This is a genomic window from Terriglobales bacterium, from assembly GCA_035457425.1.
Taxonomy (GTDB): Bacteria; Acidobacteriota; Terriglobia; order Terriglobales; family Acidobacteriaceae; genus JACPNR01.
In genome coordinates this window covers 1-12,972 of record DATIBR010000118.1, presented here as the reverse complement: position 1 = coordinate 12,972, position 12,972 = coordinate 1, and the positions used below count along the sequence as shown (strand labels likewise).

Sequence of the window (12,972 nt, the reverse complement as noted above, 5' to 3'; positions counted from 1 at the left end):
TGACGCGGCGCTGAAGCGCCGCTCTTCCGCCCTGGGCTAAGGCGCTGATTCCATTCACTGCCATCCCCGGATGAGGCCCGGATTACCTCCAGATGACGCGCCGGCGATTGCCCTCCGCTGGCCGGCGGCGTCATATTGCCGTCATGGCAAACGCATCCCTTTCCCTCACCGGCTTTCGCGACGCCATCCGGCTGAACCACAGCCTGACCGCGGCGCACGAGAAGCGCGCGCTCATCTGGATGGCCGCGCGCACTCCGCGCTGGATCTCCAGCGACCACCTCTCCGCGCTCGGAGTCGCCGCGATGGCCGCCGCCGGGGCGGCCTACTGGATGTCGCGCGCCACCCGCTGGTGGCTGCTCGCGGTCGTCGCCTGCCTCGCCGTGAACTGGCTGGGCGATTCGCTCGACGGCACCCTCGCCCGCTTCCGCGACCGGCAGCGCCCGCGCTACGGCTTCTATCTCGACCACGTACTCGACGCGCTCGGCGTCGCGTTTCTTCTGGGAGGACTGGCGCTCTCCGGCTACGTCGCGCCGCTGGTCGCGCTCGGCTTGCTCGCCGCGTACCTGATGCTGATGGTCGAGGCGGTGCTCGCGACGTATTCGCTGGGCGAGTTCCGCATGTCGTTCGCGTGGTTCGGCCCGACCGAGCTGCGCATCGTGCTCGCGCTCGGGACGCTCGCGCTCTGGCGCAACCCGATGCCGCTGCTGTTCGGCGTGCGCTGGCGGCTCTTCGACCTCGCCGGCGCCATCGCCATCGCCGGCATGCTGGCCGTGTTCCTGGTCGCGGCCGCGCGCAACACCGCCCGGCTCTATCGCGAGGAGCCGCTGCCGTGAGTCTCCGCATCCGCTGGCTCAAGTTCAACGCCGTCGGCGCGCTCGGCGTCGCCGTCCAGCTCGGCCTGCTGGCGCTGCTCACCCACGGCTTCGCCTGGGACTACCTGTGGGCGACGGCGGTTGCGGTGGAGGTCACCCTGCTGCACAACTTCGCGTGGCACGAGCGCTACACCTGGGCGGACCGCGCGCAGGTCGCGCACCGGCCGCGCGAGGTGCTGCTGCGCCTGGTGGGATTCCACCTCGGCAACGGCGCGGTGTCGCTCGTCGGCAACGTGCTGCTCATGCGCTGGCTCGCCGGCGCCCTGGGCATGCCGCCGCTGCTGGCGAATATCGTCAGCATCGCCGCCTGCTCGCTGGTGAACTTCGCCATCGGCGAGCGGCTCATCTTCCGCGCGGCGCGGCCCGCCGAGCCGACTGAAGACACCGCCGCGCTCGCCGGCCTGGCGACCGCCTGTTGTGCGGAAGCGCGCGAGCTACCCGCGCGGCTCCCAGCCGTACGCCATGCGGACCAGGTTGCGCTGCGAGAACGGCAGGAACAGCAGCGCCGCAGTCGCCGCGAAGGCGAGGCCCAGGCCGATGTCGCGCCAGATCAACAGCGGCGAGAGCGCCCACAGCAGGTCGAGCAGCGCAGTCAGCGGAAAGACGTGGCGGAACTGCTTGCCCGTGCCGCGAAGATCGAAGCCGACGCACGCCAGCCAGTACAGCCGCGCCGCTATCCCGATGGCGGCCGTCACCAGGATGGCGATCTCCAGCGCGTTGAGTGTCCGCTGGCCTAGGTAGGCGTGGGTGGGCGCGAGCATCTCCAGCCGCGCCAGCGCGACCACGTAGAACACCAGGTACATCACCTGGATGAGCGCCAGCAGCCCGCGCGCGACCCCACGCGGCGCGGTCGGCAGCTCGTCGTGCGCGGTCTCAGCGGCCGCGGGAGACGCGGCAGCAGCCGCGGGCGCCTCCGGCTCCGCGCGGACCGCGCCCACGAAGCGATACCCGCGGCGCGCCAGCGTCTCGATGTACTTCGGCTCCGACGCGGAATCGCCCAGCGCCTCGCGCAGCTTGTTGATGGCGGTGTTCAGGCTGTGGTCGAAGTCGACGAAGGTGTCGGCGGGCCAGAGCCGCTGGCGCAGCTCGTCGCGCGTGACCAGCTCGCCTGGCCGCGCGAGCAGCATCGCCAGCACCTGGAAGGGCTGCTCCTGCACGCGGACGCGGTCGCCTCCGCGCCACAGCTCGCCCGTCTTGAGGTCGGCCTCGAAGTCGCCGAAACGCACGCGCGCCATCGCCGCACATTGTAATCGGCGGCCGAGACAACAGCCCGCGCCGCGCGGCAATCGAATCCTCCTGGAGTCGGAGCGTCATGGCGAAGAAGAAGACAGCCGAGGCACACCGCGCGACGGTGCACGAGTTCCCGTCCGGCAGAGCAACGCAGCACGAGCCCAGGCCTCCCTTCCCCAGCCAGCACCAGCAGAAGCCCGGCCTCGAGGCGAAGCTCGAGCCGCGCCCGCGCTATCTCGCGCCGCTCTACCGCGGCGCCGGCAAGCTGAACGACAAGGTCGCGCTCATCACCGGCGGCGATTCCGGCATCGGGCGCGCGGTCGCCGTGCTGTACGCGCGCGAGGGCGCTGACGTCGCCATCGTCTACCTGCCGGAAGAGCAGACCGACGCGGAAGAGACGCAGCGCGCCGTCGAGTCCGAGGGACGTCGCTGCCTGCTCTTCGCCGGCGACGTGAGCAATCCGGAGTTCTGCCGCGCGGTCGCCGGGCGCACCGTCAAGGAGCTCGGCCGCCTCGACATCCTCGTCAACAACGCCGCCTACCAGCAGCACCAGGAGCTGCCGGAAGACATCTCGCTGGAGCAGTGGGACCGCACCTTCCGCACCAACATCTACGGATACTTCTTCATGGTGCGCGCGGCGCTGCCGTACCTCAAGGCGGGCAGCGCGATCGTGAACTGCGGCTCCATCACCGGCCTCGAAGGCAACAAGCTGTTGCTCGATTACGCCGCGACCAAGGGCGCCATCCATGCGTTCACCAAGTCGCTGGCGCAGAACCTGGTGGAGCGGAAGATCCGCGTGAACTGCGTGGCGCCCGGCCCGGTCTGGACGCCGCTCAACGTCGCCGACAAGCCCGCGGCAAAAGCCGCGAAACACGGCGAGGACACGCCCATGGGCCGCCCCGCGCAGCCCGAGGAGATCGCGCCGGCCTTCGTCTTCTTCGCCTCGGAAGCCGACTCCAGCTACATCACCGGCGAAGTGCTCACGCTGCTGGGCGGCGAGACCTCGGCGGCCTAGGCAGCCGGCTTCTTCTTCCCCGTGCTCCGCTCGCGGCGCTCGCATTCCTCGCGGATCTTCTCGTAGCGCGCCGAGAGCTCCGCGAGTTCCTTGTCGGAGAGCCGCTCGATGTCGATCATCTCGTTGTGCGCGTGCTGGATCGAGCGGATGATCTCGTCGAGCTTCAGGTGGATGGCGCGCGCGTCCCGGTTCTGCGTGTTCTGGATCAGGAACACCATCAGGAACGTGACGATCGTCGTCCCCGTGTTGATGATCAGCTGCCAGGTGTCGGAGTAGCGATAGACGGGCCCCAGCATGCCCCAGATCGCGACGATGACCCCCGCGAGCAGGAACATCCACGGGCTGCCGGCGAACGTCGCGATGGCGGAAGCGAGCCGCCCGAAGCGCGCGCTGAAGCTCGCGTCCTTGCGCTCCTTGATCTCCTTCGACTTCAGCTCCATGGTGGGCACGAGCTTCCCGCGCCCGCCATTCTTGCGCTGTTCCGTCATGGCAAGTATGACGTGCCGGCGCGCGGCGGCGTTGCACCCGCGGCCTCAGGCGAGCCTGATCTTGCCCTTTTCGAGGACGAAATCCTCGCCCCGCCAGTGGATGCGCGAGCCCGTGTAGCTGCCCACCCAGATCACGAATGCGAGCACGTCGCGCAGCGGAAGCAGCCACAGGTCGCGCAGCACGTAGCGGTCGCGCAGCACGGGCAGCCCGACGGCCAGCGCCACCGCCACGCGCAGCACCGCGGCCGCCGCCAGCAGCGCCAGCGCCCACCTCCCGCCGCGGCCGACGTACCACGCCGGCACAACCCCCAACATCGCCCAGAACAGCCCGAACGTGAGCGCGAGGCCGGTGTAGCCGAGCGGGCGCGAGCTCCGGGTGGAGCGCCCCCAGCGCAACTGGTGCGCCATGAATTCGTCGAAGCTGTAGTCGGGGATGTGGTTCTCCACCACGCTGTCGGCCAGCTCCACGCGGTAGCCCGCAGCGGAGATGCGCGCGCCCAGCTCGAAGTCGTCCGCCAGGTAATCCACCAGCGTCTCCAGCCCGCCGATGGCGGCGAGCGCCTGGCGCGTGAACGCCAGCGTGGAGCCGAGCGCGAAGTGCACGCCCTTTTCGAGGAAGCGCGCCGTCAACACTCCGGCCATGAACTCGGTGGAGATCCCGAGCGCTTCGAGGCGCGAGCCGAGCGTGCGCCCGGGCACGGGACGATACAGCGCGGTGACCATGCCCACTTTCTCGTCCGCGAAATGCCGCATCACGCGCGCCAGGTAATCCGGCTCCACGCGGATGTCGCTGTCGTTGATGAGCACGTGCTCGAAGCGCGCGCGCGGCAGCATCTGGACGAGGCTCGACACTTTCCTGTTCGTCCCCAGGACTTCCGGGCACACGACCAGCTCGATGCGGCGCTCGGGAAACTGCCGGCGCAGCGCCTCGACGTTGGCGACGGCCGCGTCCGAAGCGTCCGCGACGCCGAAGATGAGCTCGTACTCGCCCGTGTACTCCTGCTGGCAGTGCGATTCGAAGGCGTGCAACTGCGCCGGGTCGCTCCCGCGCAGCGGCTTCAGGATCGAGACCGGCGGCGCAAAACCCAGCGGCGGCCGGCCCGCGCGCAGAAAGTGCCGCGCGCTCCACAGCGCGATCAGGTAGAACCCGATGCCGCACAAAGTGAGGCCGGCGAGGACGTATTGGAAGATGGCGGCCAAGTCTGCAGGGTTCAGGCTTCCGTCGTCAGGAACGTCAGGATCCGGCTGCAGACTGACGTCTGCAGACTGAAGACTTTATTCATACCGCAACGATTCGATGGGGTCGAGGTTGGCGGCCTTCCACGCGGGGTAGATGCCGAAGATCAGGCCGATGCCGCAGGAGATGACGAACGCCACGCCCAGCCACGCGAACGACAGCCGCGCCGGGATGGCGGAGAGGAAGAACTGGATCAGCAGCACGAGCCCCGACCCGGCCGCGATGCCGATCAATCCGCCGAGCCCGGTCAGCGTGATGGCCTCCAGCGTGAACTGCGCGAGGATCGCGCGCTTGCGCGCGCCGATGGCCTTGCGCACCCCGATCTCCCGCGTCCGCTCCGTCACCGACACCAGCATGATGTTCATCACGCCCACCCCGCCCACCAGCAGCCCCACGCTCGAGACCGCGAACATGAAGATGAACAGCCCGCCCGTGATCTGGTCCCAGAACTCCGAGAAGGAATCCTGCGTCATGATGGCGAAGTTGTCGGGCGCCGTGGGCGAGACCTTCCGCCGCCGCCGCAGCACCTCCCGCATCTCGTCCATCACGATCGGCAGCGCCTCGTGCGACACCGCCTTCACGCTGATCAGGTGGTCCTTCAGCTCCGGATGCATCTTGCGCAGCGTGGTCAGCGGGAACAGCGCGATGTTGTCCTCCGGATTCTTCCCCCCGGAGATCACGTTCTTCCGCGGCTCCAGGTAGCCGATCACCGTGTACAGCCGCCCTTCGATCTTGATCTCCTTCAGCATCGGGGACTCGCCGGGAAACAGCTCTTCGGCGGTGTCCGCGCCCAGCACCACCACGTTCGACCCGCGCTGGTCCTCTTCTTCCGTCCAGATCCGCCCTTCCTTCATGTGGAGGTCGTAGACCTCCTTCACCGTCGCGGTGTCGCCCTCCAGGATGGTGTTGGTCACCTTCCTCCCGTTGTAGCTCAGCGAGTAGGTGCCGGTCCCGAACTGCGGGTTGAAGTAGCGCACGCCCGAGGTCACCGCTTCCACGTACGGCAGCCCGATCAGCGCGTCGGCGTCTTCCTTCGTCAGCTCCTTGCGCATGCGAACCTCTTCCGACGGCCGCTGGAACGTGAAGAAGTCGAAGCGGAAGGCCCACACGATGTTGGAGCCGAACTCGGTGATGGAGGCGTTGATGTTGTGCTGCAGTCCGTTGACGACCGAGGAGATCAGGATCACCACGCTCACCCCGATCACCACGCCCAGGATGGTGAGGCCCGAGCGCAGCTTGTTGGCGCGGATGGTGTCGAGCGCCATCTTGACGACTTCGCCCTGGCCGCCCCCGATCACAGCTCGAACCTCAGCGCCGCGATGGGGTCCAGGTCCGCGGCCTTGCGCGCGGGATACACGCCGAAGAACACGCCCACGCTGGTCGACACGATCACGCCCGCGGCCACCGCCCACAGCTCGATGCGCGACGGCATCCCGATCACCAGCGTGACCGTCTTGGCCACCCCCGCCCCCAGCAGGATCCCGAGGATCCCTCCGACCAGCGACATCGTGCTCGACTCGATCAGGAACTGCCGCAACACGTCGCTCTTGCGCGCGCCCAGCGCCTTGCGGATCCCGATCTCCCGCGTCCGCTCCGTCACCGTCACCAGCATGATGTTCATGATCACGATCCCGCCGATCACCAGCGAGATCGACGCCAGCGCGATCGTCACCATGAAAAAGTTCTGGCTGATCGACGCCCACAGGCTCAGGAAGCTCTGGTTCGTGTCGAGGTCGAAGGTATCGGGCTTGCCCAGCGCGTCATGCCGCCGCGTCCGCAGGATGACCCGCACCTCTTCCATCGCGCTCACCAGCGGCTGGCCGGTCCCGTTGGCCTTGCCCCAGATGCGCAGCGACGCCTTGGTGCCGTACTGGTGCTGCCACGTCGTGATGGGGATCATCACCCAGTTGTCGCGCGACTGCCCCAGCGTCTTCCCCTGCCGCTTGCCCAGGCCGACGATGGTGTACATCTGGCCGTCGACCCGCAGCTCCTTGCCGATCGGGTCCACGCCCTTCAGCAGGTTGTCCTGGATGTCGGCCCCGATGATGGCCACGCGCGCCGCCGTGTCCATGTCGCCCTGCGTCATGAAGCGGCCTTCCACCACGTCGAGGTCGTAGATGTTGGCCATCGACGGCGTCCAGCCGCGGATCCCGGTGTCGGAGCTGGACTGCTCGGCGTAGCGCACGTGCCCGTTCGAGTTGTTCACCGAGGCCCCCACGTAGGCGCAGTGGCGGCAGGCGTCCAGCACCGCCCGGTAGTCGTCCAGCGCGATGTTCTTCCGCTTCTGGCCCTCGATCAGCTGCTCGATGTTGGTGATGACGTTGGGCATCTTGCTGACGATGAACACGTCCGCGCCCAGGTTGAACACCTTCTCCGCCACGTAGCTGTTGATCCCGTTCACGAACGTCACCACCGCGATCACCGCGGCCACCCCGATCACCACGCCCAGCAGCGTCAGCACCGAGCGGAGCTTGTTCGCCCACAGCGATTGCAGGGCGATGCGCATGGCTTCCAGGTTGTTCATGGCGGGAAAGCCCGATTCTATCAGTGCCGGACCCTTGGGAGTTACGACAGAAGGAATACGCATCCGGCGCGCGCGAAGACCATCGAATATAATGGAGTGGTTGCAAACGGACCGGACGGTCGCCCGCCTCGGCGGGAGGAAAGTCCGAACTCCGCAGAGCGCTGTGCCAGGTAACGCCTGGGAGGCCGGTCTCAACGCCGGCCGACGGCAAGTGCCACAGAAAAAATACCGCCCGCGCCGCAAGGTTCGGGTAAGGGTGAAAAGGTGCGGTAAGAGCGCACCGGCCGCCTGGCAACAGACGGCGCATGGCAAACCCCACAGGGAGCAAGACCAAATAGGCAGGGAGTCCGCTTCGGCGGGCGCGAGCCGGCTCGGTTCGCCAAACCTGCGGGTAGGTCGCTGGATCCGGCGAGCGATCGCCGGGCTAGAGGAATGATCGTCGCCCCGCCTGTTCTGCCGAGGTGCAGTCGCTTCGAAGACCCTCGGTAGCACAGGCGGGGGACAGAATTCGGCTTACAGGTCCGTGCGCACACTGAGGCCTCCGGCTGGCAAAAACCAGCCGGAGGCCATCAACTTTTCCCCGCGATTGGCGGATAATTTAGGTCACCCCGAGTTCAGGAAGCGAGTTCCCCCTTGTCCGGTCCCGCCGAGGGCCCCGCGAGCCGTCGAACGGTCCCTGCCGCCGCGCCTTCGGCGCCGCCGCGCCGCGGCTTGCGCATGCAGACCTACCTGCTCTTCGCGTTCGTCGCGGTCTCGGTGGCGCCCATCGTCTTGCTCGCCACCGTCCAGGCCGTGAGCGAAGCGGAGCGCCGCGAAAAGGAGGCGCGCGGGCGTGTGCAGGAGGCGGCCACCGCGATCCAGCAGGAGGTCGAGCAATACCTCGGCGACAACCGCAGCGCGGTCGCGGCGCTGGCGCGCCTGCTGGAGCGGACCGGCGCCGACACCCGCCTGCAGGCGCTGGAACGCCACCACGAGCTCTATCCCGCGTTCTACACCATGCTCGTCACCGACCGGGATGGGTTGGTGATCGCCACCGACGCGCGCCCCGCCGGCGGCCTGCTCGAGAAGCGCCGCTCGGTCGCCGATCGCGAATACTTCCGCGCCGCGCGCGACACCGGCCGGCCCTATGTCTCCGACGTGTTCGAGGGGCGCACCCTCGGGGCCGACCCCATCGTCGCCATCAGCGCCCCCTATTTCGACCGGCTCGCGCGCTTTCAGGGCGTGGTGGAAGGTTCGCTCGATCTCCGCCGCCTGGCGCACTTCCAGGAGCGCTATCGCGCGCTCGAAGCCGGCGACATCATCCTGCTCGACGGCAAGGATCAGGTCGTCTACGCCAGCACGAGCACCGGTCTGCGCCCGCTCACGGTGCGGACGGGCTCCCCCATGCTGCTGGCCGCTTCCGCCGCGCGCGACCCCGCCAGCTTTTACTTCGAGCGCACGGTCGACGGTCGTCCGGTCGAATATCTCGCCAGCCAGCAGGCGCTCGAGACCGTGCCGTGGCGCGTCTTTGTGCGCCAGCCCGTCCGCGTGCTGCGCGCGACGACGCGCCGCTATTACCTGTTCACGCTGTGGTGGTCGCTCGGGGCCATCGCGCTCAGTTTTCTGCTGGCGCGCGCCGCGGCGCGCCGCGTGACCCAGCCCCTCGCGCGCCTGGCCGACGCGGTCCGCGCCTTCCGCCTGACCGGCGAAGGCCCCGCCCCCCCGCCCTCGGCAGGCGCCCCCGCCGAGGTCGCCGACCTGGTCCAGGGGTTCGATGATATGCAGGCCCGCCTCGGCCGGACCCTCCAGGGCTTGCTGCCCATCTGCGCCTCCTGCAAGAAGATCCGCGACGAGCAGGGCCGCTGGGACCACGTCGAGAGCTACATCCGCCAGCGCTCCCAGGCCGACTTCACGCACGGCATCTGCCCCGAATGCGCCCGCCGCCTCTATCCCGACGATTACAAGAAGTGAGCCGCCGGCTTTCCGGAGCGCCGACTTTAGTCGGCCTGAGCGAGGACCTCCGGTCCTCGCGCTCTGGCCCACTCTACGAACAGCACTCCTCGGTGCTCGGTACTCGCTGTCAAGCCCCTCCCCGCCCCGCTTTCCCGCCAACCCCCTCTGACCAAACCAAATAGAGTCTCGCCCCCGATGTCCGGATTTACCCCCGTGGTCAGTCATACTGGGAGTGGCAGGGTGTGCCTGCCGAAACGCGACCGCTCTTTGAAAACCTGATCACGGTAAACCACGGTGAACCACGGTAGAACCACGGTAGGTGGCGCAATCTAGCCGGTCCGTAATCTGCTGATTCCATTGGACACCGTCGAGCAAAGCCCAACCGGCTCAAGGACTTGGCCGCAACCACGGTGTTTGAAAAGACTTAGCCCCTCGCTTCGCTCTAACCCACTGAGGACAAAGGACCACGCTTAGGGGGAGGGGGGAGGGGTACCGCGTGCGAGCTAGCGCAAGACGCCGGCGCCGAGGCCGGCCGCGGCCGAGCGCGCGCGGTTGCGCCGCGGGCGCACCGCCTGCGCCACCTGCTCCGCAGTCTGGACGTTCAGGTCCTGCGAGGTGAAGACGTGCCGCCCGACGAACCGCACGTTCGCGATGGCTTCGCTGGCCGTCTGCATCCACATGCCCTGCACCTCGTCGAAGGTCAGCGTGAGCTGCAGGTCCTTGATCAGCCACGAAGGGTTTTTCGCCGGGTGGCCGACCAGCCGCCGGATGCGGTAGGTGCTCGCGTCCACGTACGCCACGCCCTTGAGCAGGTTCTTGTCGGCGCGCTTCGGGCGCAGCTCCAGCACGTACACCGTCGCGTTGCCGAGCCGCTCGGTGCGCAGCAGCGTGAAGTCGTAGTTGTTGCGGCTGATCTCGATCTCCCCGGGGCGGCGCGTCATCTCCGCCTCGCGGTCGAGCACGCGCCGCACCACCTTCTCGCACGACCCCGAGCCGCTGGTGCGGCGGATCTGGTACTGCTTCTGGTCGGGCGGCTGGAAGGTGATCTCGGCCAGCACCTCGGAAGGCCGCTCGCCATCCTGGTTGAACAGCTTGTACTCGCGCGTGACCATGTACGGCGTGAAGCGCGCCCGGTTCTCCGACTGCGCCTGCTCCATCCGGGCGAGCAGCGTGTCCACCTCCGGCGCCGCCGGGGCCTGGGCCAGCGCGAAGCAGGCGGTAAGTGTGGTCGCGGCGATGAGGAAAAGATTACGCATGACGGCGGGGCTGGCAGAGGAAGAGCCCTTGATCCTTTGGGATTAGAAGCAATCCATCGGCCAGTGGTGGGCCGCCGCCGCCCATTCCCGCAAATACCCGCACCGGCAGGAACTCGGCTTCGGCAGCTCGGGATGCTAGGCCGAGCCCGCCTGCGCGTAGACCTCGAGCAGCCGCCGCACCGAGGTCTCCCACGAGAAGCGCTGGGCCTGTTCGATGGAGGCGGCCTTCAGCCGGTCGCGCAGCGCCTGGTCGAGCAGCACGCGTTGCAGCGCGCGCGTGATCTCGAAAACGTTCTCGGGATTCACCAGCACCGCCCCTTGGCCCACCACTTCCGGCAGCGACGAAGTATTGGAGGTCACGACCGGCGTGCCCAGCGCCATCGCCTCCAAGGGCGGCAGCCCGAAGCCTTCGTACAGCGACGGGAACACGAAGATCTTCGCCAGGTCGTAGAAGATGCGCAGGGTGTCGATCGAGACGAACCCCAGGAAGCGCACGTCGCGCTCGACGCCGCTCTTGATGACGGTGCGGCGCAGGTCGGGATGCTTCGAGAGCTCGTCGCCGATGATGATGAGCCTGAGGTCGGGATACTTCCCTTCCTTCTTCAGCTCCGCTTTGAGGACCGAGAAGGCCTCGATGATGCGCACCAGGTTCTTGTGCGGCTTGATGTTGCCCGCATACAGCAGGAAGGGATAGTTCACCTGGTAGCGTTCGGCGATGAGGGCGCGGTCCGCGTCGGTGGCGTGGCCGGTGCGGAAGCGCTCGTCGATGGCGTTGGGAATGACCTCGATCTTCTGCTCCGGGATGTGGAAGTGGCGCACGATCTCGTTCTTGGTGAAGTTCGAGACCGAGAGGATGCGCGAGGCGCCGGCGAGCGCGCGGTGCGAGAGCCAGTTGTGGAACAGGCGGCGGAAGGTGCTCTCGTCCGGCCGCGGATACATGTAGGTCAGCACGTCGTGCGCGGTGACCACGTAGGGACGCGACATCGCGCGCGGCCGCCAGAACATGTGCGGAACGTGCACCAGGTCGCAGCGCTCGCGCTTCACGATCTGGTCGAAGGCGAAGTAGGCGCGCAGCGAGCGCTCCAGGTGCGGCAGCGGCACGAGCGTGAAGTTCGGCGGCAGGTCGCCCAGCTCGGCGAAGCGGTCCGGCAGGCCGATGAGCACGTACTCGTGCTGCGCCCCGAGGCGCGCCAGCATGCGCACGACGTTGCGGATGTACGTCCCGATGCCGAACGAGCCGACGCGGCGGATGTCGATGGCGACGCGCACGCCAGCATTGTAACCAGCAGGCGCCGGCGAGTCGCCGGCGCCTGCTGGTTGCGCTAGGTCTTCTCGGCCACGACCAGCAGCAGCGGCGAGCCGAGCGCGAAGTCACCGCCGCCGTGGTCGCCGAAGAGGCGTTCGGTGAGCAGGCCGGCGGCCGCGAGCATGCGCTGGATCTCCGCCGCGGTGTAGACGGCCTGCGTCGAGCAGCGCTTCTCGCTCGCGTCGCCGCGCTCGAACTCGTCCTCGCAGTCGAGGCGGCTCTCGGCGGCGCGGTAGCGGTTGACGCTGCGCATGGTGATGCCGCCGAGAGTGTGCTCGCTGCGCTCCTCGAAGCGCGGCAGCAGGCACTCGGCCGCGGTGCCGGTCTCGAGCAGGAAGCGCCCGCCGGGCTTCAGCGCGCGTACGACGGCGCGCAGGAAGTCGAGCGTGCCTTCGTGCTCGAGGTAGCCGAAGCTGTTGCCGAGGCAGAGGGCAGCGTCGAACCGGCCGGACCACGGCAGCTCGCGCATGTCGGCGAGCCGCCACTCGACGTTGGCGAGGCCGCGCGCCTCGCCCGTGACGCGCGCCTCGGCGATGAACTCGCGCGAGAGGTCGACGCCCGCGACCGGGAAGCCGCGGGCGGCGAGTTCGAGCGCGTGGCGCCCGTTGCCGCAAGGAACGTCGAGCAGGCGCGCGCCGGGCGCGAGCCGCAGCGTGCGGACGGCGAAGTCGACCTCCGCGCTGGTCTGTTCGGGGGTGACAGCGGCGCGCCACAGGTCGAGCGCGACGCCGTGAAAGAACGTCTCGTACCAATGCGATGACATTGCAGGTGATTCTCCTTTTGCGTTGAAGGAGCGCGCAAACACGCGCGCGCATGCGCGGAGACGGAGTCCTGCCGCGCAGGAAGCAAAAGGAGCGTTAGCGGATGGCGATGGTCACAGGCCTGGGAGAAATCTAGCAGCCCGGCAGCGGCTGCGTCTACGTTTTTGCGAGGGCCTCGTGCCGCGCGCGGCGCCCGGCGTAGAGCGGGAACTGCTCGCACAGCTCGAGCACCTGCTTGCGGATGCGCGTGAGCGCGGCCGCGTCGGTGCGGTGGTGGAGCGCCTCGGCGATCCAGCGGCCGACCTGCTTCATCTCCGCTTCCTTCATGCCGCGCGTGGTGATCGCCGGCGT

The 12,972-nt window shown here is 68.2% G+C and carries 13 protein-coding genes and 1 other RNA gene; 4 read left to right on the top strand and 10 right to left on the bottom strand.

Annotated features, from left to right (window positions below):
- The first annotated feature begins 143 nt into the window (after nucleotides 1-143).
- Nucleotides 144-833: a CDP-alcohol phosphatidyltransferase family protein gene (locus tag VLA96_08840; GenBank protein ID HSE49296.1), complete on the top strand. Its 690-nt coding sequence runs from the start codon at nucleotides 144-146 to the stop codon at nucleotides 831-833.
- A 166-nt stretch (nucleotides 834-999) separates the two neighbouring features.
- Here the strand turns inward: VLA96_08840 and VLA96_08835 are convergent, their stop codons facing one another.
- Complete coding sequence (locus VLA96_08835) at nucleotides 1,000-1,257, bottom strand: hypothetical protein (GenBank protein HSE49295.1); 258 nt, start codon at nucleotides 1,255-1,257, stop codon at nucleotides 1,000-1,002.
- Between the two features lie 49 nt (nucleotides 1,258-1,306).
- On the bottom strand, nucleotides 1,307-2,107 hold the full coding sequence (locus tag VLA96_08830; protein HSE49294.1) for a winged helix-turn-helix domain-containing protein: 801 nt from the start codon (nucleotides 2,105-2,107) through the stop codon (nucleotides 1,307-1,309).
- Nucleotides 2,108-2,184: 77 nt separating this feature from the next.
- Between VLA96_08830 and VLA96_08825 the strand changes: the two genes are divergently transcribed.
- Nucleotides 2,185-3,117, top strand: coding sequence for an SDR family oxidoreductase (locus tag VLA96_08825; GenBank protein ID HSE49293.1), 933 nt, complete (start codon nucleotides 2,185-2,187; stop codon nucleotides 3,115-3,117).
- Here VLA96_08825 and VLA96_08820 read toward each other — a convergent pair.
- The 4 genes from VLA96_08820 to VLA96_08805 all read right to left on the bottom strand — a co-directional run bounded on the left by VLA96_08820 (nucleotide 3,114) and on the right by VLA96_08805 (nucleotide 7,366).
- Nucleotides 3,114-3,605, bottom strand: coding sequence for a low affinity iron permease family protein (locus tag VLA96_08820; protein ID HSE49292.1), 492 nt, complete (start codon nucleotides 3,603-3,605; stop codon nucleotides 3,114-3,116). The two genes, VLA96_08825 and VLA96_08820, sit on opposite strands and share 4 nt — an antisense overlap.
- A gap of 45 nt (nucleotides 3,606-3,650) precedes the next feature.
- Nucleotides 3,651-4,805, bottom strand: a complete 1,155-nt coding sequence (gene hpnI, locus VLA96_08815) for a bacteriohopanetetrol glucosamine biosynthesis glycosyltransferase HpnI (protein ID HSE49291.1) — start codon at nucleotides 4,803-4,805, stop codon at nucleotides 3,651-3,653.
- Between the two features lie 75 nt (nucleotides 4,806-4,880).
- Entirely contained in the window at nucleotides 4,881-6,140 is a 1,260-nt protein-coding gene (locus tag VLA96_08810; protein ID HSE49290.1) for an ABC transporter permease, read from the bottom strand.
- Entirely contained in the window at nucleotides 6,137-7,366 is a 1,230-nt protein-coding gene (locus tag VLA96_08805) for an ABC transporter permease (GenBank protein HSE49289.1), read from the bottom strand. Before VLA96_08805 ends, VLA96_08810 begins: the two co-directional genes overlap by 4 nt.
- A 103-nt stretch (nucleotides 7,367-7,469) precedes the next feature.
- On the opposite strand from VLA96_08805, the gene rnpB reads away from it, so the two are divergent.
- Both rnpB and VLA96_08795 read left to right on the top strand, forming a co-directional pair.
- Nucleotides 7,470-7,898, top strand: an RNA gene (gene rnpB / locus VLA96_08800) — RNase P RNA component class A.
- 101 nt (nucleotides 7,899-7,999) lie between these two features.
- A complete protein-coding gene (locus VLA96_08795) occupies nucleotides 8,000-9,316 on the top strand; it encodes a cache domain-containing protein (protein ID HSE49288.1) in 1,317 nt (438 codons plus the stop codon).
- A 485-nt stretch (nucleotides 9,317-9,801) separates the two neighbouring features.
- Here VLA96_08795 and VLA96_08790 read toward each other — a convergent pair whose 3' ends face one another.
- The 4 genes from VLA96_08790 to VLA96_08775 all read right to left on the bottom strand — a co-directional run.
- The gene (locus VLA96_08790) at nucleotides 9,802-10,554 is read right to left on the bottom strand and encodes a hypothetical protein (protein ID HSE49287.1); all 753 of its coding nucleotides are present in this window, start codon (nucleotides 10,552-10,554) and stop codon (nucleotides 9,802-9,804) included.
- A gap of 135 nt (nucleotides 10,555-10,689) precedes the next feature.
- Nucleotides 10,690-11,823 carry a glycosyltransferase family 1 protein gene (locus VLA96_08785; protein ID HSE49286.1) on the bottom strand — a complete coding sequence of 378 codons (1,134 nt, stop codon included), beginning with the start codon at nucleotides 11,821-11,823 and terminating at the stop codon, nucleotides 10,690-10,692.
- Between the two features lie 53 nt (nucleotides 11,824-11,876).
- On the bottom strand, nucleotides 11,877-12,623 hold the full coding sequence (locus VLA96_08780) for a methyltransferase domain-containing protein (GenBank protein ID HSE49285.1): 747 nt from the start codon (nucleotides 12,621-12,623) through the stop codon (nucleotides 11,877-11,879).
- 154 nt (nucleotides 12,624-12,777) lie between these two features.
- A partial coding sequence (locus tag VLA96_08775; protein HSE49284.1) for a hypothetical protein occupies nucleotides 12,778-12,972 on the bottom strand: 195 nt, incomplete at its 5' end.

Coding starts and splice junctions, on each gene's coding strand:
- VLA96_08840 (HSE49296.1), top strand. CDS start 144: ATGGCAAACGCATCCCTTTCCCTCACCGGCTTTCGCGACGCCATCCGG.
- VLA96_08830 (HSE49294.1), bottom strand. CDS start 2,107: ATGGCGCGCGTGCGTTTCGGCGACTTCGAGGCCGACCTCAAGACGGGC.
- VLA96_08825 (HSE49293.1), top strand. CDS start 2,185: ATGGCGAAGAAGAAGACAGCCGAGGCACACCGCGCGACGGTGCACGAG.
- VLA96_08820 (HSE49292.1), bottom strand. CDS start 3,605: ATGACGGAACAGCGCAAGAATGGCGGGCGCGGGAAGCTCGTGCCCACC.
- VLA96_08805 (HSE49289.1), bottom strand. CDS start 7,366: ATGAACAACCTGGAAGCCATGCGCATCGCCCTGCAATCGCTGTGGGCG.
- VLA96_08790 (HSE49287.1), bottom strand. CDS start 10,554: ATGCGTAATCTTTTCCTCATCGCCGCGACCACACTTACCGCCTGCTTC.
- VLA96_08780 (HSE49285.1), bottom strand. CDS start 12,623: ATGTCATCGCATTGGTACGAGACGTTCTTTCACGGCGTCGCGCTCGAC.